The 18,268-nt window shown below is 67.8% G+C and carries 14 protein-coding genes and 6 pseudogenes; 13 read left to right on the top strand and 7 right to left on the bottom strand.

The genetic code is table 11. The features are described from left to right. Positions 1 to 79 precede the first annotated feature (79 nt). Both ABT057_RS32060 and ABT057_RS32070 read left to right on the top strand, forming a co-directional pair. Positions 80 to 193 (top strand): annotated as a pseudogene (locus ABT057_RS32060) (IS5/IS1182 family transposase); the annotation flags it as partial. 254 nt (positions 194 to 447) lie between these two features. Next, positions 448 to 1,246 (top strand): annotated as a pseudogene (locus ABT057_RS32070) (IS5 family transposase). 175 nt (positions 1,247 to 1,421) lie between these two features. Here the strand turns inward: ABT057_RS32070 and ABT057_RS32075 are convergent. Together ABT057_RS32075 and ltrA are read right to left on the bottom strand one after the other, a co-directional pair. After that, positions 1,422 to 2,207 (bottom strand): annotated as a pseudogene (locus tag ABT057_RS32075) (IS701 family transposase); the annotation flags it as partial. A 93-nt stretch (positions 2,208 to 2,300) separates the two neighbouring features. Next, positions 2,301 to 3,842, bottom strand: coding sequence for a group II intron reverse transcriptase/maturase (gene ltrA / locus ABT057_RS32080; protein WP_502974004.1), 1,542 nt, complete (start codon positions 3,840 to 3,842; stop codon positions 2,301 to 2,303). Between the two features lie 144 nt (positions 3,843 to 3,986). Here ltrA and ABT057_RS32085 point away from each other — a divergent pair, with 144 nt between their 5' ends. Continuing rightward, the gene (locus tag ABT057_RS32085; RefSeq protein WP_352347150.1) at positions 3,987 to 5,378 is read left to right on the top strand and encodes an IS1380 family transposase; all 1,392 of its coding nucleotides are present in this window, start codon (positions 3,987 to 3,989) and stop codon (positions 5,376 to 5,378) included. A gap of 142 nt (positions 5,379 to 5,520) precedes the next feature. On the opposite strand, the gene ABT057_RS32090 is transcribed toward ABT057_RS32085, so the two are convergent. Together ABT057_RS32090 and ABT057_RS32095 are read right to left on the bottom strand one after the other, a co-directional pair. Continuing rightward, the gene (locus ABT057_RS32090) at positions 5,521 to 5,814 is read right to left on the bottom strand and encodes a reverse transcriptase N-terminal domain-containing protein (protein ID WP_352347151.1); all 294 of its coding nucleotides are present in this window, start codon (positions 5,812 to 5,814) and stop codon (positions 5,521 to 5,523) included. 616 nt (positions 5,815 to 6,430) lie between these two features. After that, positions 6,431 to 6,829 (bottom strand): annotated as a pseudogene (locus tag ABT057_RS32095) (IS701 family transposase); the annotation flags it as partial. A 405-nt stretch (positions 6,830 to 7,234) separates the two neighbouring features. Between ABT057_RS32095 and ABT057_RS32100 the strand changes: the two are divergent. The 4 genes and pseudogenes from ABT057_RS32100 to ABT057_RS32115 all read left to right on the top strand — a co-directional run bounded on the left by ABT057_RS32100 (position 7,235) and on the right by ABT057_RS32115 (position 9,379). Next, positions 7,235 to 7,768, top strand: a complete 534-nt coding sequence (locus ABT057_RS32100) for a P-loop NTPase family protein (RefSeq protein ID WP_352347152.1) — start codon at positions 7,235 to 7,237, stop codon at positions 7,766 to 7,768. Then, positions 7,765 to 8,197 (top strand): annotated as a pseudogene (locus ABT057_RS32105) (alpha/beta hydrolase domain-containing protein). The gene ABT057_RS32100 and the pseudogene ABT057_RS32105 overlap by 4 nt, the downstream one beginning before the upstream one ends. A 341-nt stretch (positions 8,198 to 8,538) precedes the next feature. Then, positions 8,539 to 8,949: a hypothetical protein gene (locus ABT057_RS32110; RefSeq protein WP_352347220.1), complete on the top strand. Its 411-nt coding sequence runs from the start codon at positions 8,539 to 8,541 to the stop codon at positions 8,947 to 8,949. Between the two features lie 223 nt (positions 8,950 to 9,172). Further along, positions 9,173 to 9,379, top strand: coding sequence for a hypothetical protein (locus ABT057_RS32115; RefSeq protein ID WP_352347153.1), 207 nt, complete (start codon positions 9,173 to 9,175; stop codon positions 9,377 to 9,379). Positions 9,380 to 9,430: 51 nt separating this feature from the next. Here the strand turns inward: ABT057_RS32115 and ABT057_RS32120 are convergent, their stop codons facing one another. Beyond that, complete coding sequence (locus ABT057_RS32120; protein WP_352347154.1) at positions 9,431 to 11,104, bottom strand: recombinase family protein; 1,674 nt, start codon at positions 11,102 to 11,104, stop codon at positions 9,431 to 9,433. Between the two features lie 122 nt (positions 11,105 to 11,226). Between ABT057_RS32120 and ABT057_RS32125 the strand changes: the two genes are divergently transcribed. Then, a complete protein-coding gene (locus ABT057_RS32125; protein ID WP_352347155.1) occupies positions 11,227 to 11,838 on the top strand; it encodes a flavin reductase family protein in 612 nt (203 codons plus the stop codon). Between the two features lie 24 nt (positions 11,839 to 11,862). Further along, the gene (locus tag ABT057_RS32130) at positions 11,863 to 12,240 is read left to right on the top strand and encodes a hypothetical protein (RefSeq protein WP_352347156.1); all 378 of its coding nucleotides are present in this window, start codon (positions 11,863 to 11,865) and stop codon (positions 12,238 to 12,240) included. 27 nt (positions 12,241 to 12,267) lie between these two features. On the opposite strand, the gene ABT057_RS32135 is transcribed toward ABT057_RS32130, so the two are convergent. Both ABT057_RS32135 and ABT057_RS32140 read right to left on the bottom strand, forming a co-directional pair. Next, complete coding sequence (locus tag ABT057_RS32135) at positions 12,268 to 13,842, bottom strand: DHA2 family efflux MFS transporter permease subunit (RefSeq protein ID WP_352347157.1); 1,575 nt, start codon at positions 13,840 to 13,842, stop codon at positions 12,268 to 12,270. Between the two features lie 196 nt (positions 13,843 to 14,038). Then, on the bottom strand, positions 14,039 to 14,878 hold the full coding sequence (locus tag ABT057_RS32140; RefSeq protein WP_352347158.1) for a LysR family transcriptional regulator: 840 nt from the start codon (positions 14,876 to 14,878) through the stop codon (positions 14,039 to 14,041). Positions 14,879 to 14,971: 93 nt separating this feature from the next. On the opposite strand from ABT057_RS32140, the gene ABT057_RS32145 reads away from it, so the two are divergent. The 4 genes and pseudogenes from ABT057_RS32145 to ABT057_RS32160 all read left to right on the top strand — a co-directional run. Then, a complete protein-coding gene (locus ABT057_RS32145) occupies positions 14,972 to 15,709 on the top strand; it encodes an SDR family oxidoreductase (RefSeq protein ID WP_352347159.1) in 738 nt (245 codons plus the stop codon). Positions 15,710 to 15,910: 201 nt separating this feature from the next. Beyond that, positions 15,911 to 16,435 carry a hypothetical protein gene (locus tag ABT057_RS32150; protein WP_352347160.1) on the top strand — a complete coding sequence of 175 codons (525 nt, stop codon included), beginning with the start codon at positions 15,911 to 15,913 and terminating at the stop codon, positions 16,433 to 16,435. A 26-nt stretch (positions 16,436 to 16,461) separates the two neighbouring features. Further along, the gene (locus tag ABT057_RS32155; protein WP_352347161.1) at positions 16,462 to 17,505 is read left to right on the top strand and encodes a peptidase; all 1,044 of its coding nucleotides are present in this window, start codon (positions 16,462 to 16,464) and stop codon (positions 17,503 to 17,505) included. Between the two features lie 294 nt (positions 17,506 to 17,799). Next, positions 17,800 to 18,255, top strand: a pseudogene (locus ABT057_RS32160) (hypothetical protein); the annotation flags it as partial. Positions 18,256 to 18,268: the final 13 nt, after the last annotated feature.

Genomic DNA, 18,268 nt, shown 5'->3' on the forward strand with positions numbered 1-18,268 from the left:
CCCTTTACACGGCTGACACAAAGAGGTGGATCGGTCCTGGTGGCCTTGTCCGGGGCGGGAGTTGAGCGATCGGTCCGATGTGGGAACGTCGCCGTGGATCGTGTCGGATGAGCTGTGGGACCACCTGGAGCTGCTACTGCCGCAGCGTGCGCGCAGGTTCCGGTATCCCGGACGCAAGGCATTGCCGGACCGCATGGGCGCTTCGCGCTACGACCGGCGGTACTTGCGCGGATGTTGCTGTTCCTGGGTGCGGACCAGGCCGTTGCGGGACAGCACACGACAGACCGTGGCCCGCGAAGGCGCCGACTCCAACCCGCGGGCGGCCAGTTCGTGGGAGATCCGGCGGGCACCCCACCGGGGATGCCGGCGACGCAGTTCGCAGATCTCGGCTTCAACCTCTTTAGACGTAATCTCATATGGTTGAGTAAGCTGCCGGTCGTGGCAGGGATCGTTGAGCGGCTGGTGCCGGACGAGTTGTGGGAGCTGTTCCAGCGGGTGGTGCCGGAGGCGCCGTCGCGGCCTCAGGGCGGTGGCCGGCGCCGGCACGGCGACCGCGAAGTGCTGGCCGCCATCGTCTTCGTGGCGACCTCGGGCTGCACGTGGCAGCAGTTGCCGGCCACCTCGTTCGGGCCGTCCGGTGCGACGGCCCACCGACGATTCACCGAGTGGACGAAGGCCCGGGTATGGGCCAAACTCCACCGCCTGGTCCTTGACGAACTGGGATCCCGCGGCGAGCTGGACTGGTCCCGGTGCGCGATCGACTCGGTCAACATGCGGGCCTTGAAAAGGGGGAGCTGACAGGCCCGAATCCTGTAGACCGAGGCAAGTACGGGTCAAAGATCCACTTGATCACGGAACGAACCGGCCTGCCCCTGTCCATCGGGATCTCGGGCGCCAACACGCACGATAGCCAGGCACTGATCCCACTGGTGAAGGGCATACCTCCGATCCGCTCCCGCCGGGGACGCCGGCGACGCAGACCCCACAAGCTCCACGCCGACAAGGGCTACGACTACAACCACCTGCGGCGATGGTTGTCCGGCCGAGGCATCCGGCACCGCATCGCCCGCAAGGCATCGAGACCTCGCAACGACTCGGCCGCCACCGTTGGACCATCGAACGCACCATGGCCTGGCTCGCCGGATGCCGCCGACTCCACCGCCGCTACGAACGCAAAGCCGACCACTTCCTCGCCTTCACCAGCATCGCCTGCACCCTCATCTGCTACCGCAGACTCGCCAAATGAGATGACGTCTTAGTACTGCAACGGTGCTTGTTCTGAGTGCTGGGCAGTTTTCAGGGGCTGTGTCCGCGTCGTTTGTAGTGGCTGATGCGTGCTTGGTGTTGGCGTCGGCGGCGCCAGGTTGACCTGTGCAGGATGTGGTCGGCCGGGGTAGGTCGGCGGTCGGTGAGGCGGGTGATCAGGCGTCTGATCTCGGCGAGGCTGAGGTGGATGAGCTGGGAGGATCCGTTTCTGCTTTCTCCGTGTCCAGCTCCCGCGCCCGCAGGACGGTCAAGCATGCGTGAGCTGCCATGGCGAGGGTCATGTGGCGGTGCCAGCCGGGGTAGCGGCGGACCTGGTAGTCGTCCAGGCCGCATTCCTGCTTCGCGCTCTGGAAGCATTCCTCGACCGCCCACCGGCTTCCGGCGATGCGGATGAGCTCGTCCAGTGTGGTGCCGGCCGGGCAGTAGGCGATGTAGTAGGAGACCTCCTCGGGCCGGCTGACGCTGCGGCGGGCGATCACCCAGTGTCGGCGGTCCTCGCGGTGCCAGGGCCTCACCTCAACACGGGCCCAGTCGTAGATGCGCCGGCCGTGGGCTCCTTCACCGCAGGAACGGCGCTTCCACTTCTGCCGTGGCAGGCCGGGGAACAGGTCGTGGACGGGGTGGTCGATGGACCAGCGGGTGACGACGGTGTCGTGCCGGGTGGTGGCCATGACGTGGAAGACGTCGGCCTGTTCCAGTTCGAACCTCCAGCCCTTGCTGAAGCCGTAGGCAGCGTCCGCCGTCACCCACCTGAACGGGACCTTCTCGGCGATGGCGCGGCGGACCATCGCCTTGGCCATGGCCACCTTCGTTTCGAAACCGACCGTGTCGTCGACGCCCGCCCGTCGGCAGCGCTCCCGGTCATCCGTCCATGACGTGGGCAGATACAGGCGGCGGTCGATCAGCGCGCGCCCGCGGCCGGTCGCGTAGGCGAGGAACAGTCGGGTAGGACCGTCGCATTGCTGCGACGGTCCCCCCTCAGAACCGGCCGTGCGGGCTTTCCCCGCAGCTCGGCTCAAGCAAGCCCTGAAGACTCACAGGCGTGCAGTGCGGCAGGCCGCGTGGATGAGACGGAGCTGCACCCCGTCCGACGTGTCGATCCCACGGTAGGTGATCTTCCTCGCGGTGATCGCCTGGCGGGTGTCCCGCAGCCGCTGTTCCCACTCGGTGGGGCTGGACGGCGGGTCATCGGCGTGCAGCAGCGGGCACCGGCAGATCAGACATTGCCCCTTCTGCGCCTGGAGCAGACGCAGGGTGGCGCGGTCGATCGGCGGTGGCGGGCTGGTGCGGCGCCGTTCGGCCCAGTAGGTGGCCAGGGCAGGGTCGTCCGGGGACGCCGAGCCGAGGACCATCTGGTGTCGGACGATCTTCGTCCAGGCGAATTTCAGCAGGTAAGCGCCGCTGTCACGGTCACCGAACACCCACTGGTCCTGCCGGGACTTGTTGAACGTGCCGTAGTACCGGGCGGTGACCCAGTGCCGGGGCTTGTTCGGGTGAGCGCGGGTCGCCCACTTGTAGGTGAGCTTCCACATGTAGTCGTCCAGCGCGGTGAAGACCTCGCTGGCGACCACGCTCCGGTAGTAGGCCGACCAACCCCGGATGATCGGGTTCAGCCGTTGCAGCACCGCAGCAACATTGGCCCCGCGAAGGGACCGCACTTCGGTGCGCAGCCTGTTCCGGATCCGTCTGACGGCCTCGCGGCTCGGTTTGATCAGCAGCTTGCCGTGATAGCGGCGGATGGTGAAGCCCAGGAAGTCACAGCCCTCTTCGAGGTGGACGACGCGCGTCTTGTCCTCGTTGAAGACCAGCCCTCTCGGCTTCAGCCACTCGGCAAGCCTCGCTTTGACCTGTTCGGCCTGCTCCCGTGAATGGCACAGGGCGACAAGATCGTCGGCGTATCTCACCAGCAGCGGGGAGCCCGGCATGGTGTCACCGGCACGGCGGCCGGTCTGCCGGTACTGGACTTCCGCAGCCGTCTCCATCCCGTGCAGAGCGATATTCAAGAGCACCGGGCTGATCACGCCGCCTTGTGGAGTCCCCTCCTCGGTCGGTGTGAACCGGCCTTCGTCGACCACACCCGCTCGCAGCCACTGCTCGACCTGTTCCCGTGCGGGGAACGTACCGAGTTGCTGGAGAAGGTGGTCATGGTCGATTCGGTCGAACGCCGCTGCCAGGTCCGCGTCCAGTACCCACTGGCGGCGGGCTCTGCTGCCCTTGGCCGTCCAGTAGATCGCCGCGATCGCATCCTGACAGCCGCGGCCGGGCCGGAAGCCGTACGACTTCGGCTCGAACCGCGCTTCCCACTCTGGTTCCAGTGCCTGGGAGACCCGGGCTTGCTCCACCCGGTCCAGGATCACGGGAATGCCGAGCGGGCGTCTCCTGCCGCCTGACTTGGGGATGTACACCCTTTTGACGGGCCGGGCCGTGCCTGGGCTGATCCGGTGCTGGACCCGGTGGGCCAGTTCCGCCTTGCCCGAGGCGGTCAGGACAACCTGACCGTCGATCCCGGCCGTCTGGCGTCCTGCGTTGATCTCCGTGACCCGCCGCACGCTGAGCAGCGTGTTAGCCCCGGCTATTCAGCGGAATTGGGCGGGCTGACGCCCTGACAGCAGAAAGGTGCCGCTGACCTGCCAGGATGCGAGTGTCGAGTTCGTATCCGGTGCAGGAGTCAGGACACCTTTCTGGTGGTCGAGCGTACAGGGTGGGGTCGTGGGCTGTCTGTGTCGGCCGACGGTAAGGGGCTGGTCGGGCATGCGGGAGCGGTGCTGCTGCGGAAGCTCGCGGACCGGGTCGGGCTCACGCGGGGCCTGGCGGGCGTGCTGCCGTCGAGTACGGCGAGCGGCTGGCGGGAGCGGGCCGCCGCGCTCGTCCAGTTGGCGGTCGCGATCGCGCTCGGGGCACGGAGTGTGCTGGAGGCCGAGCAACTCCAGCTGCACCATCAGGGCTTGTTCGGGCCTGCCGTCTCGGACTCGACCATGCGCCGGGTGCTGGCGGGGCTCGACGAGCCGACGCTGCACGAGATCGCGAAGGTGCGTCGGCGGGTACGCCGCCACGTGTGGACGCTGCTGCGCCTGAGGCCGGGGGGCTTTCCCCATCTCACCGTCGCCGGACGGCGCTTGAAGGGCTGGATCGTCGTGGACCTGGACGCCACGGTCATCACGAGCGCGTCCAGGAAGGAAGGAGCGGCGGGCACCTTCAAGGGCACGTTCGGGTTCCATCCGCTGGCCGGCTGGTGCGCGAACACCGGCGAGAGCCTGGCGATGGAACTGCGCCCGGGCAACGCGGGGGCAAACACCGTCGAGGACCACCTGCACGTACTGGCCGCCTGCCTTCAGCAGATCCCCCGCTCCTCGCAGTCCAAGCTGCTGATCCGGGTCGACGGCGCGGGGGCCACACACGGCCTGCTTCAGCACCTCGAAGCGTTGAACACCACACGGCGCACGGTCCGCTACACAGTCGGCTGGAAGATCACGCCCGAGGACGAGGCCGCGATCGCCCAGCTTCCCGAGAGCTCATGGGAGACCTCGCTGACGCAGCGCGGCGAACTTCAAGAGGGTTACCAGATCGCGGAGCTGACCGGCGTGAACACCCGGGACGGCTGGCCGGACGGGATGCGGCTGATCGTCCGCCGGGTTCGCCCGTCACGGCGGCAGCTGAAGAAGCTGACCGCCTTCGAGCAGAAGACCGGCTGGCGCTACTCGGTCACGGTGACGAACATCCGGCACATGTGGGGCATCGCCGGCTCTCACCAGATCCAGTTCCTCGACGCCCTGCACCGCGACCACGCCGAGGTCGAAGACCGTATCCGCACCGGCAAGGCCATGGGCCTGCACAACCTGCCCTCCCAGTCCTGGCAGATCAACACGGGCTGGATGCTCGCCGCGAATCTCGCGGCCGATCTCGACGCCTGGCTGCGTCTGCTGACCCTGCACGACAGCGAAGACCTGGCGGATGCCGAGCCGGACACCATGCGCTTCCGCCTCTATCACCTGCCCGCCCGCCTGGCCCGCCACGCCCGCCGACGCTACCTGCGCATCGAGCGGACCTGGCCCTGGGCATCGGCGTTCACCACCAGCTGGATGAGGCTCACTCGCCTTCCGACCGCCACCTGACCGCCGGCACCCGCCCCGACGAAGACCAGGAAGGAGGAGGACCAGCAGTCCCCGGGCCCGTGGAACCCGGCGCACCCCGCGGCGTCACGCGACGGCCCGTCCTCCAACGGCGGAGGACATTACGGGCGAACCGCCGAACCCGTCAGCGACCGAACCCCGCTGAAGAATCGAGGTTAGCGCGGGAGCGGAGCATCAGTTTCTGCAAGTTGCGGACCTTTTTCAGGTCCCCTGCCTGCGATGCCGTGAAGATTCTCTGCCGCAGTCGCCGTACTGGCTCCTCCTGGGCCTGCCAGTCGATGGCCTCCCAGTCGGGTGGAGCGTCCTCCGGTCCGTTCACCGGGCCGGTGCTGGTCGCGGCCGGATCGGCAGCGGGTATGACCGTCACGGTGCCTAACTTGCCCTTCGGTTCCGGTTCCTGTCCGACAGCGTTCTTCACAGGCTCACCCGGCCCACGTCAGCACCCTTTCGGGTCCGGGCATGCACCCGTATCCGGCCAGTTATGCGGGACTCGGCGGAGGTGCCGATGCATGTTCCGGTTTCCTGTTGCCTTTCGGCGGCCGGCATTGGCTTCCTGGGCCGTCCTGCACCCACTGGGGAGCTGGGCCTCCCTTGCGGTCGGCTGACCAGACCAACAGGTCTGGACCCCAACGGGGTTGTCGCGTTCCACACGTGTGAGATGCGACCGGGGTGTGCGCCCTCATTACCCCGGGGCGGTGGTGTCCTCCCGGCCGACTCGGTGTCTTCGACCGGCACCCGCCGCTTCTCAGCGGCCAGCCCTGCACCCCGCTGTTGCTACCCATCTGCGAGGCTTGCCATCACGGAGCATCGTTGAGGGTTCAGTGAGCTTCACCCGTCCGGTCTTCCTCTTGCCTGTGACCCCCGGATGGAACGGGAGTCCTTGGGCTTCTTCCCCGAGCTTCGCACCCCGCCGTTACCAGCGACGCACGTCGGGGAGGGGACGGGCCTTGGACACTGGCCCGGGTTACGTCATCGGCATCATGCCGACCTCCTCTCTACGTAACCACTCACAGCGTGCGACCTCGCGTCGCACCGCCGATCTGGCAGTTCTCGGTGCGTCCGGCGGTGCCGGAGTACTGCCTTTGCACCCCGGCGGACCGGACGCCCTTCTTCAAGAAGCCGGTGTCGTCGACGATCAGCACGGCATCCCGGTCGCCGAGGTGTTCCACGATGTACTCGCGGACGTCGTCCAGGACCTCGTCGGCGTCCCACTCGATCCGGTTCAGCATCCGCTGGATACGGTCCGGGCCGTCATGCCCGGCCTCCTCAGCCAGCGTCCAGCCGTTCTTGCGTTCAAGCGGAGCAATCAGTCCCCGCATGTAGGCCAGAGCCGATGCTCTTGGCTCCGACCTATTGAAACGGTGCACGAACTGCCCATGCAGAGCGGCCAGTTCACCCGCCCACAACCTGACATCAGCAAGGTCCCCACCCATAACCACACCAACGACCGAGCTGGTCAGCAGTCACGGTAGACACCGTTGCAGTATTAGCCTTTCCCGCGTCCGTTGCTGCTGGTCCGGGAAGCATCCTTCCCCGCTCCGTGGGCCTGCCGCCGTTTAACAGTTCCGGCGATGCCGCCTCGTACGACGGCAGATTCAGCAAGGCGGTCGTCCAGGTCCTCGACTGGCTTTCTCGTGACGGCCTCGGCACCAACCCCCGCGCTACCCCACGTGAGTTTCTCCCTCTTCGCCCACCACATCGGAGAAGCCGTCCGCTCCATGCCCGGATACGAGCAGGAAGTGCACGCCACTCCATTGGACCCGGCCATTGTCGAACTGGACCTCCCCTTTCACCAATCCGGAATGCGACAAGGATCCGCGACGGCATGTGATTGAGCAGTGGACACCTCCTTGCGGGCCTTCGCGGACGACTTGGAGGCGCATGTCGACGAAGGTCGCGACGCGGGGCACTTCATCGACCGGGTCGGTACGTACTTCGTCGGCCGCCGCCATCAGTTACGGCAGCTCGCACCCTGGCTGGACTCTGCCGCGGACGGCGGTATCTGTGTGGTGACTGATGATCCCGGATCGGGCAAGTCGGCGTTACTCGGGGCGATCGTCTGCGCCGCCCATCCGGTGCTGTGCGCAGCGCTGCCGCAAGTCAGTGGCCGACTCGAGGCACTAGACCCGGAAGGCGGTCCCTCCCCAAACGAGAACTTGGCGGCCGTTCACGCCCGGCAGCGAGGTATCGACGAGGTACTGACATCTTTGGGACGGCAGTTGGGACTCACCTCACGAGCCGGTGGCGCGATACCGGCAGACTTCGTCCACGAGGTCCGTCTCTTGGCGGAGGCGCCCGCGCTGGTCATCGACGCACTGGACGATGCCGGTGATCCTGTAGGCATCGCGACGCTGGTACTCCAGGAACCATGACCGCCGTCCCGCGTGCCGCCGAGATACTGAAAGCTTTCCTTCCGAAGGGCAGTTGGCGCCTGGGCCTGCCCTGGGCAACGACAGGAGTGGCGCCCGCCCCTGCATCCAGGCTCGCGCTCACCACAGGCCCTGCCCCGGCGTTCGTGCTCGATGCCCACGGCAACGTCAAGGGCGGCATCCGCACCCCGTCCATGGACGTCCCGGTGGCGACCTTCTCCGGCCTTGGACAGACGGGCTCGCCCTTCTGCTTCATCTTCGGCAATGGTGCCCTTCAGCACCGCGGAACTCGCCGAGTTGTATCCCACGCACGCTCAGTTCGTCGCCCGCTGGGTCGCGAGCACGAGCCGGGCCGCGGCCGACGGTTACCTCCGCCCCGCCGACGCCACCCCGCCCATCAGGGCCGCGGCCCAGTCCTCAGTCGGCGGCTGAAAGCGGTGATCCGTGCCGTTCCGGCCTACCGTGCCCGCCGCGGGCCGGGACGGCACGTGGCCGGGAGGCGAGAGTGTGTGGCCTGTGCCGCGGCAAGCGGGATCTTCCGCTTGTGCACGGAGCCTCCAACGAGACTCCTCTCGAAGCAGCCGTGCGGGATCTGCCGTGGGACCGGGAGATCCTCGAATACCTCGACGAGGACGAACCCGACGCCCCGCTCACCCGCCTCGCCCACGTGTTGGCCGACGGCGGCAAGAGGGCCCGCTTACGGCTACGAACTCGGCGAACGCGGCTGGCTCACCGACTTCGTCTGGGGCCACGGCACCCCGCGGATCGCCGTCATGGCCGAGCCGTACGACCAGGAGGACGAGGAGAGCGACAAGACCTGGAGCGCCTACCGCGATGCCGGGTTCACCATCCGCTCGGCCGACGAATGGCTCGCCGATCTTGACGCTCTGCTGACCGTGCTCCTCGACTCCCGACACCGAAGCACAAGGTGCCGCACGATGACTGCACGCCTGAGCCGCTACCAGAAGGCCGAGAACGAGCTCTACAAGATGGACTCGTCGGTCAAGACGAAGTTCTACGACTTCTGCCACCGGTTCCGTCTCGACCCCGCTCACCCCAGCGTCGACCTCAGGTGGCGACTGCCCTCTGGGGGCTCGTTTTCCGATGGGCGAAGCCAAGGGCAGCGCTTGAGGTCTTGTCAGGAGTCCCTCGTTTTGATGCGTTGGGGGGCGAAACTCGCGTAGGTCAGCCCGACCGGCGTCGACTCCGCTTGGCGGAAGCGGCATTCTTGGGGCTGCCCGCGAATGCTGGGTCCGGGACCTGCTAACGACTTACCACGTCACGGCGGCAGGTGCAAATCGATGATTCTGCCCGACTCTGACTCAGCCGAAGATTGCCCTCGGCTGCTTCTCGAAGTCGGCGGAGGCAGGTAGCGCACGAGGGCAGAGCTCTGAGCGGAGTTCCGCGATGGTCCATGAGTTCCGTCTTGTCAGTGAGTGCGAAGCCCACTTGAGCTCTTCTGATGAGGAGATTGAGGACCTGGCTACCATTGAGTCGGTGATGGCGGGCGGCATTGCCTCTGCATGGGGCGAGCGCTTCCTCGCCGGCGCCCCGAGTCTGGACGAGGCAGAGCTTGCTCGGCTCCGGCAGGTACTCCAGCTGATGGGGCGATGAGCTCAGAGAGATCGCGCACGGGCCCGCTCGCTCGGAGGCGCATGCCCCGTTTCAAGCCGCGATCTCCTCCTTGGTTTTCCACTGCGGGTTAAGACGAGCTTGGACGGCGGACACGCCGTCAGGTAGATCCCGGACGGGGGCCAGCACCGTTATGTGGTGGAGGTAGCGCTTCAGCAGAGTACGGCGCTGCTGGACGGTGCCGTCACGCCAGCCTTGGAGTAGTTTGTCACGTGGGATCGTTCGTGGCCCCCCGCCCTCCGCCGTGGTGATCTCCGCTCGCATGCCGCCGATCCTGCTGTTCACACCGGCCAGCATCAGCAGGTAGTCGTCCTCCTCCAGCCCGACCTCGGAAAGACTTCCCTCAGTCCACCGAGTGATGAGCTTGCGCTTGCGCTGGATCTCCTCCTCCAATTTGGCGCGTAGGGCAGCAAGGCGGGTGGGGTCTCCCTCCTGGTCCGGGCTGGTGGCCTCGAAAAGCGTGAGAAGGAATGTCTCCATCCCTTGGACCACAGCCCGCTCTGCGGCATCGGCCACAATGGAGGTGCCGTTGCAGCCGCCGGAGGCAGAGGGTGGGCAGCGGTACTCGCGTCGTGCGGGATTGGCTTTGCCTCCCGGCCAGGCACCGACCATTCCGCGTCCGCACTTCCCGCAGCGGAAGATTCCGGAGAGCAGGTACTTCGCCGCCACTGGAGGGCGCTTCTGGCCGGGAGCGAGCCCCCTCTTCTGCCGACGCAACTGAAGCTCGAACTGCACCTGTGACCAGTCCTTGGGTGTAATTATCGTCTCCCAAGTACCGAGCAGCGGCCGTCCCGTGTCGTCGAAGAGGACACGGGACCAGCCGTCCCAGTCCACGGTTGGGTCGATGCGGTGCTGTCCGCCGTAGGAGACCATGCCGCAGTAACGCGGGTTGCGGAGTAGCTTGTTGACCATGGTGCTGGACCACCGCGTGCCGGCGGGGGAGGCAATGCCCTGTCGGTTGAGCTTGGTGGCGATCCCGTAGGCGGTCTCGCCCGTCAAACAGTCGTTGAAGATCTGCTCGACGAGTTTGGCCTCTTCCGGCTTGAGGGTGCCCTTCTCCGCTCCGGTGCGGACCCATCCATAGGCTATGCGGCCCTGGATCTTGCCGTCCTGGGCGCAGGACAGGTGCATGCGGGCGACGCGGCGTGATGTGTCCTCGGAGGACTTGAGCGCCATCACGCACATGATGCGGGCCATGTGCCGGTCACTGTCGTTGATGAGGTTCATGTGGCCGCCGGTCGCGCCGAGGACCGGCCGCTTGACGTACTCCACGATGTCGATCAGGTCTTCGAGATCACGGGGGCGACGTACCAGGCGGTCGAGATCGTAGAAGATCACGCCGTCGATTTCGCCGCTGGCGAGGTCGGCCAGCAGCTGGCGGAACTTGGGGCGGAGCACGACCCAGTCGATGGTGCCGTCTTCCTTGACTACCTTGCGCTTCTTGAACGCGGAAGTGTCGTTCTCCTTGTAGACCTTGACGAACTCCGGCCACCGCAGTCGCTTGCGAGTGTCGTTGGTGTCCTCCTGCTGGCGGTCCACGCCGGCCTCCAGACCGAATCGGTCGGAGGAGATGCGCAGGTAAGCCGCTGGGCGCTTGGGGACGTAGGTGGCGAGGTGGTCGTGCAGGCTCAGGGTTATCTGGCCGCGTCGGGCTTGCGCGGGGACCTCGAAGTCGTCCCACAGGGACAGGTCGGTGGCGGTGGGCATTGCTTTGTCAGCTCCAGGGTTCGGATCCTTCCGACACCCGGGACTTTCCTCGGCTTTCGCGGCTGCGTCATGCCGCTGACCTGGTGATATGGTCTGCGGCTTGGCGCGGGATACTGATCGACATGCGCATCGACTTCGATCCCCGGGCCATGGACGTCAGCGAGTTCTACCGGCTTCTGACCGCAGTGGTGGTGCCCAGGCCGATCGCCTGGGTCTCCACGGTCTCGGCAGCAGCCCCATTTGGTGCGAACCTTGCACCGCACTCCTTCTTCACCGTCGCCTGCACCGACCCGCCGATCGTCCAGTTCACCTCCGTCGGCCGCAAGGACTCGCTGCGCAACGTCGAGGCCACCGGCGAGTTCGTCGTCAACTTCGCGCCCGAGGAGCTCTTCGAGCAGATCAACGCCACCGGCACCGACTTCCCCGCCCACGAGGGCGAGTTCGACGCGGTCGGCATCGAACGCGAGCCCTCGCTGCGTGTGCGGCCGCCCCGGGTGGCCGCCGCGCCCGTGGCCCTGGAGTGCCGGCTGCACTCCACCCTCGGCATCGGCAACTCCACACTGGTCCTCGGCCGGGTCGTGCACGCCGCCGTGCGCGAGGACGTCCTCGTCGACGGGCACCCCGACATCCGACGGCTGCGGCCGCTGGCCCGGCTCGGCCGCGACGAGTGGGGCACCGTCGGCGAGGTCCGCGACCTGCCCCGTATCGCGTACCGCGACTGGCCTCCGTCCTGACCCACCCGGCCCTATGATCGGATCATGACGAGGTCCATGACGCGGTCCGTGACGCGAGCTGTGGCACAGCGGGACGGTGACGGCTCCTGGCGGTCACTGTGGTCGAAGAACTCGGCGCTGTCGATCGGCTCGGTCGACTCCTTCCTGTCCATCGGCTCCGTCGGCAGCTCCCTGTCCGTCGCCTCGGTCGGCAGCTTCCTGTCCTTGGGATCTGTCGGCTCCGCCGCGTCCTTCGCCTCCATCGGCTCCTGGCTCAGCGCGCGGTCCGTGCTGTCCGCCCACTCGACCGGTTCGGTGCTGTCCTGGCGCTCCCGGGACGGGGTCCGCGCGGCCGGTGCGGCGGCGGTGGCGGTCGCCGCGGTGACGCTGCTGTACACGCGGCGAAGCCGCTCCACCAGGTGACACACCGGCGGAGCGGCCGTCGTTCCGTCAGTCCGTCTCGGCCCTCGTGCGCCGCGCCCCCGTGAGGACGTAGGCGATCACCGCTGCCAGCAGCATCCCGACACCCCCGACGATCGCGCACGTGTGCAGCGCGTCCGTGAAGCCCGCCCCGTACGCCCCCTGCGCCCGTCCGGTGGCTGCGGGCGTGTCCAGCCGGAGGAACGCGCCGGCCTGGATGCCCACGTGGGACACCACGCCCAGGACCTCGCCCTGCTCGGCGGGGTTCAGCCCGGACCCGGCCAGATGTCCGGGCAGGGTGTCCAGGGTCCGCTGGGTGAGGACGACACCGAAGACCGCCGGGCCCAGCGCGCTGCCGATCTGCCGCAGGGCGCCGTTCGCCGCGCCCGCCGTGCCCGCCAGGCGGTGCGGGAGACTGTCCATGGCGATCGTGGTGATCGGGGCCATGGCCAGCGCGATGCCGACGCCGAACACCGCGATGACCAGCGCGGCCGTACCGGTGCCGGTGCCGGCCCGGAAGAACGTGACGCACAGGGCACCGATGGCTCCGACGACGAGACCGGTGACCAGCAGCAGCCGGGGCGAAGTGCGGTTCATCAGGCGGCCCACGAGCGGCCCCAGGACGACGGTGAAACCGTTCAGGGCCACCAGCCGCACCCCGATGTCCCACGTCGAGGCGTGGTGGACGAGCCCGAAGTACTCGCTCAGGGCGAAGACCAGCCCGACCTGGGCGAACAGGGTGATCGCCATCACCAGGGCCGCTCCGGAGAAGGCGGGGGAGCGAAACAGCCGCAGATCGAGCATCGGGCACGGCGAACGCAGCTCCACCAGCACGAACGCGGGTACCGCGGCCGCGGTCACCAGGAACGCGGTCACCGCCTCGGCCGAGGACCAGCCCTCGCTGCCGCCCTCGATGACGCCGTACACGAGTCCCGTGATGGCGATGATCGCGAGGAGCTGTCCGGGGATGTCCAGATGCCGTTCGCGGGTGGCCCGGGAGTCCGGCAGGACGGCCGCGCCCACGACGATCGCGAGCAGCCCGGCGGCCAGCGACGGCAGGAAGATCCACCGCCAGCTCACGTGCTCCACGATCACCCCGTTGATCAGCGGACCGACGGTCAGCCCGAGGCCGAGGGACGCCGTCCACAGCGCGATCGCCCTCGCCCGTCGCCCCGGTTCGGGACGCGCATGGCTGATCAGAGCGAGGGTCGAGGGCAGCAGTGCGGCCGTCCCCGCCCCGGCGAACGCCTGACCGACGCAGACCTGGACGACGCTGTCGGCCGTCAGACAGACCAGACAGCCGAGGCAGAACACGGCCAGCCCGGTGAGATACGCCTTCTTGCGTCCGTACAGGTCACCGAGCATCCCGCAGGTCAGCAGCAGGGCCGCGGTCGGCAGGATGAAGGCGTCGGTGATCCACTGGAGTCCTGCGGTGGAGGCGTCCAGCGCCTGCTGCAGCACCGGCAGCGCGACCGAGACGCCGACCACCGGCAGATAGGAGACGAAGACCCCGAGGCAGGCCAGCACCACGGTGGCCGACGGATGCCGGGACGGGGCCGGGGACTGGGGGGAGTGGGACGAGGTATCGGATATGACGGTCGGCATGGCACCTGTTCTGTTCGGCTCGAATCTCCGTTGATGTAAGCCATTCCTGATCAGGGAAAGCGCGATTCGGACCGTATACCGACCACCCCGGCGCCGAGATGCCGTCGGACCCGCAAACTTAGGTGAACGAGCCTGACGCCCGCCGGGCCGTCGCAGCCGCTCTCGACGCATCTGCGAGCCCGGAAAGCACGACCGGTCAAAGACGAGTTGCCACCCGGATCAGGTCGGCGACGGCGCGAAGCCGGCTCTGCGACGGCCAGGCGATCACCGTTGTCACGGGTGGTGCGTCCAGGACCGGCACGGCGGTGAGATCCCGGCGCAGATCGGTGCCCGCGGACTCGGGCACGATCACGGTGGTACGGCCGAGCGCGATCAGCTGGAAGAGCTGTGTCAGGTTCCGTACCTCTGCCCCCGGTCCCTCCGGGTAGCTGCCGCCAGGACCGGGCCAGCGCGCCATCGGGAGTTCCGGCAACGCGGTGACCTCGGCCGTCCGGATCCGTGAGCGGCCGGCGAGTGAGTGAGAGGCGGGCAGGATCGCCACCTGTCCCTCGGTGTACAGAATTTCGGTGTCGAGTCCGACCGTCGAATCGAATGGCAAATGCAGCAGAGCCACATCGGCCTGCCCGTTCTGCAGCAGTTCCTGTTGCTGATGAGCCTCGCAGAGCAACAGATCGACGGTGGCCGCGCCGGGCTCCGCGCGATAGGCATCGAGCAGTTTGGCCAGCAACTCGCCGGCGGTACCGGATTTGACGGCGAGAACGAGACGGGAACGCTTTTGCGCGGCCTGCCGGGTACGCCGCTCGGCTGCGGCTACCGCGCTCAGTATCGCGCGCCCCTCGGACAGCAGCACGGCCCCGGCCTCGGTGAGCGTGACTTTGCGACTGGTGCGCTCCAGCAGGGTGACCCCGAGCCGGCGTTCGAGCCGGGCGATCGCGCGGGACAGGGGCGGCTGTGCCATCTCCAGACGCTGGGCGGCCCGGCCGAAGTGCAGTTCCTCGGCGATGGCGACGAAGTACCGCAGCTCGCGTATTTCCATGCCTGCACAGTAACTTCGCCGGACGGTCGATCGATGTCGCCCGGGTATTGCCGCATGACCGACACGGTGTTGGTGCCTGGGCGAAGCGCGGCCATGCTCACTGTCATGAGCGAGAAGACGATCGCGCTGGTCACCGGCGCGAACAAGGGAATCGGGTACGAGATCGCGGCCGGGCTGGGCGCATTGGGCTGGAGCGTCGGTGTCGGCGCTCGCGACGAGCGGCGCGGGACCGACGCCGTGGCGAAACTGCGCGCGGAAGGCGCCGACGCGTTCGGCGTGCCCCTGGACGTGACCGACGACGAAAGCGTGACCGCCGCGGCGCGGCTGATCGAGGAGCGGGCGGGACGCCTCGACGTGCTGGTCAACAACGCCGGGGTTGCGGGCGGTTGGCCGGAGGAGCCCACGACCCTCGACCTGGAGACGGTGCGGCGGCTGGTGGAGACCAACGTCATCGGCGTCATCCGGGTCACCAACGCGATGCTGCCGCTGCTGCGTCACTCGGCCCGCCCCCGGATCGTCAACCAGTCCAGCCATGTCGGCTCTCTTGCCCTGCAGACCACGCCCGGTCTCGACCTGGGCGGGATCAGCGGGGGCTACGCGCCGACGAAGACCTACCTCAACGCCGTCACCATCCAGTACGCCAAGGAACTGAGCGGCACCGGCATTCTGATCAACAACGCCTGCCCCGGCTATGTGGCCACCGACCTCAACGGGTTCAGCGGGACCCGGACCCCTGAGCAGGGCGCGGCGATCGCCATCCGGTTGGCGACTCTTCCCGACGACGGCCCCACTGGTCAGATGTTCGACGACGGCGGAGTCGTGCCCTGGTGATGTTCTGACGCGGAATTCCTCTGCCGTGGCCTGGACGTATGCCAAATACGGGGCCCTGTGGCAAACACCCGGACGGACTAGCTAAGGACGCACCGGATAAGGGGATGATCAGATCACGTCAGCGCAGATCATCCCCTCTGCCGCCGGCGCATTCTCGCGTATGGGCGAGAATTCCATTCATGCACAGGAGAGGATCCGAGAATGCGCAAGCGTATTCTTGTGGCGATGCTCATATCCAGCGTCGCCAGCGTTCTGACAAGCCCGACATCGGCTTCGGCAGAAGACACCCCGGTCACCCTGGAGGTCTCCGGCGGCACGCTCGGCATCACCGTGCCGACCGGACCGGTGAACCTCGGCTCCACCACCGTCAGCTCCAGCCCGCAGACCGTCAGCAGCCAGCTCGGCACCGTCACGGTCACTGACGAGCGCGGCGGAACCGCCGACTGGACCGCCACGGCGAACGCGGTGGACTTCACCGGTCCCTCGACCATCTCCGTCTCCGCCGCCGGCTCCAGCACCTACACCGCTCCGGCGGCGACGGTCACCGGCACCGCCACGGTGACCTCGCACAACCTGAGCCCGATGTACCCGGCCGGCCCCGTGCAGACCGCTGCCAACGTGTCCGGGATCAACACGGCGACCTGGAATCCGACGATCGCCATCAGGGTTCCGGCGAACACCCTGGTCGGCACGTACACCTCGACAATCACCCACTCCGTCTCCTGACGCCGTATCCAGCAGAGGCATTCCCTGTGCGCAGATTCGTGCCGGCAGTGGTGTTGGTGGCCGCGGCGTTCGCCGCGGCCACCAGCACCTCTCCATCAGCGGCCACCACCACCGATCCAGGCGTTGTCGGCGTACGACTGGTCGATATCCCGGCTTCCCTTGCGGACGATCCACGGGCGCACCACTACATCGTCGACAACCTGTTGCCGGGCACCACCATCAAGCGACGCGTCGAAGTCTCCAACAGCTCTGCTTCGAAGGCACACGTGGACCTGTATCCGGGCGCCGCGCACATCGTCCGCGGCGCGTTCGTCGGAGAGAGCGGAAGAGCCAAGAGCGAACTCACCACCTGGACGACTCTGGACCACCGCAGTCTCGACGTGCCCGCCCATTCCACCGCTCGCGCAACCGTGACGATGACGGTGCCCAAGGATGCCGCTCCCGGTGAACGGTACGGAGTGGTCTGGGCGCAGATCTCCGGCGGCCGCGGCGGCAGCATCACCCTGGTCAACCGGACCGGGATCCGCGCCTACCTTTCGGTCGGGGGCAAGAACCCCCCGCCCAGCGACTTCACCGCCGACACGATGACCGCGGAGCGCGACGCCTCGGGCCGTGCGGTCGTGCTGGCCCAGATCCACAACACCGGAGGCCGCGCCCTGGACCTGAGCGGCACGCTGCGGCTGTCCAAAGTGTCCGGAAGCCTCAGCGCCGGCCCCTACGCCGTGCAGCTCGGCACGACCCTGGCACCACGCCAGTCCGAACCGGTGAAGGTCCTTGTGACCGACCAGGTGGCCGACGGACCGTGGAAGGCAACCCTCGAGCTCAAGAGCGGTCTGGTCGAGAAGACGTACCACGCCCGGATCACCTTCCCGCACAAGCCAGGTGCCTCCGCGCCGTCCGCCACCTGGGTCGAGTCCGCCTCCAGTTTCCCTGTCCTCCTCGGCGGACTCATGGCACTGCTTCTCGCCGCCGCCGTTCCCATCGGCGTGATCCGCCACCGCCGCCGTGACGGCAAGGACCAGGAGGACATCCAACGGGATCCTCGGCCGGACCCCACCACAACCGGGTAGAGCGACCTCGGACCCTTCCATACGACGAGCCCCGTCGGCCTCCGCCGACGGGGCTCTGTGCTGCGTGGACCTGAGCCGCCGTCCGCTTCCTCTCGGACGGTGGTGTCATCGCAGGTCAGAGGCGTTGTCAGTGGTGGGCGCTAAGTTCGTCGTTGTCGAGCCGATCAGGTGCGACAACCCCCACTGCGCTGCGCCGATCCGGCGTGTGCAGCCGTGTGCCACAAAGGAGATGGTGTGTTCTCGGACCGGGAGAACTGGGAGAGGGCGAGTACGGCCCGGGTGGTCCCGCCCGCCATGCCGCGCAAACTCGCCAAGGTCCCCTTTGTCGAACTGGCCGACGGACGCCTGCAAGGTGTCGTCTCCAGTGGCTCGGACATCGAGCGGGTCTACGTCTCGTCGGTCGCCGCCGGGACCTACGCGTTCGCGTGCAGCACCAACAACAACCGGCCCTGCGGCGGCGCGCGCGGCTCGTTCTGCAACCACATCCGCGCCCTGGTCACCGAGGCGGTGCTGCAGTACGGCGGCGACCGCGTCGCCCGCTATCTGCGCGTCGACACGGCGGGCGGGGAGCCGGACGCCGGCGCCCTCACCGCGGCCATGACCGGGACCCACCCGCAGCAGGCGGACGGCAAGGCGGCCGCAGCCCCCGTCTTCAGCCGGTTCCTGCGCCATCTCGCCTATCTCGAACAGGCCCCGGTGACCGTCCCGCTGCCCGAGATGCAGTGGTTCCCGCCGACCCGCGGGACGGCAGGCCCCGGAGCCG

This window comes from Streptomyces sp. NPDC002588 (assembly GCF_040295925.1).
Classification (GTDB): domain Bacteria; phylum Actinomycetota; class Actinomycetes; order Streptomycetales; family Streptomycetaceae; genus Streptomyces.

Coding starts and splice junctions, on each gene's coding strand:
- ABT057_RS32120 (WP_352347154.1), bottom strand. CDS start 11,104: ATGCCCACCGCCACCGACCTGTCCCTGTGGGACGACTTCGAGGTCCCC.
- ABT057_RS32130 (WP_352347156.1), top strand. CDS start 11,863: ATGACGAGGTCCATGACGCGGTCCGTGACGCGAGCTGTGGCACAGCGG.
- ABT057_RS32145 (WP_352347159.1), top strand. CDS start 14,972: ATGCTCACTGTCATGAGCGAGAAGACGATCGCGCTGGTCACCGGCGCG.
- ABT057_RS32150 (WP_352347160.1), top strand. CDS start 15,911: ATGCGCAAGCGTATTCTTGTGGCGATGCTCATATCCAGCGTCGCCAGC.
- ABT057_RS32135 (WP_352347157.1), bottom strand. CDS start 13,842: ATGCCGACCGTCATATCCGATACCTCGTCCCACTCCCCCCAGTCCCCG.
- ABT057_RS32115 (WP_352347153.1), top strand. CDS start 9,173: ATGGTCCATGAGTTCCGTCTTGTCAGTGAGTGCGAAGCCCACTTGAGC.
- ABT057_RS32125 (WP_352347155.1), top strand. CDS start 11,227: ATGCGCATCGACTTCGATCCCCGGGCCATGGACGTCAGCGAGTTCTAC.
- ABT057_RS32140 (WP_352347158.1), bottom strand. CDS start 14,878: ATGGAAATACGCGAGCTGCGGTACTTCGTCGCCATCGCCGAGGAACTG.
- ABT057_RS32110 (WP_352347220.1), top strand. CDS start 8,539: ATGGCCGAGCCGTACGACCAGGAGGACGAGGAGAGCGACAAGACCTGG.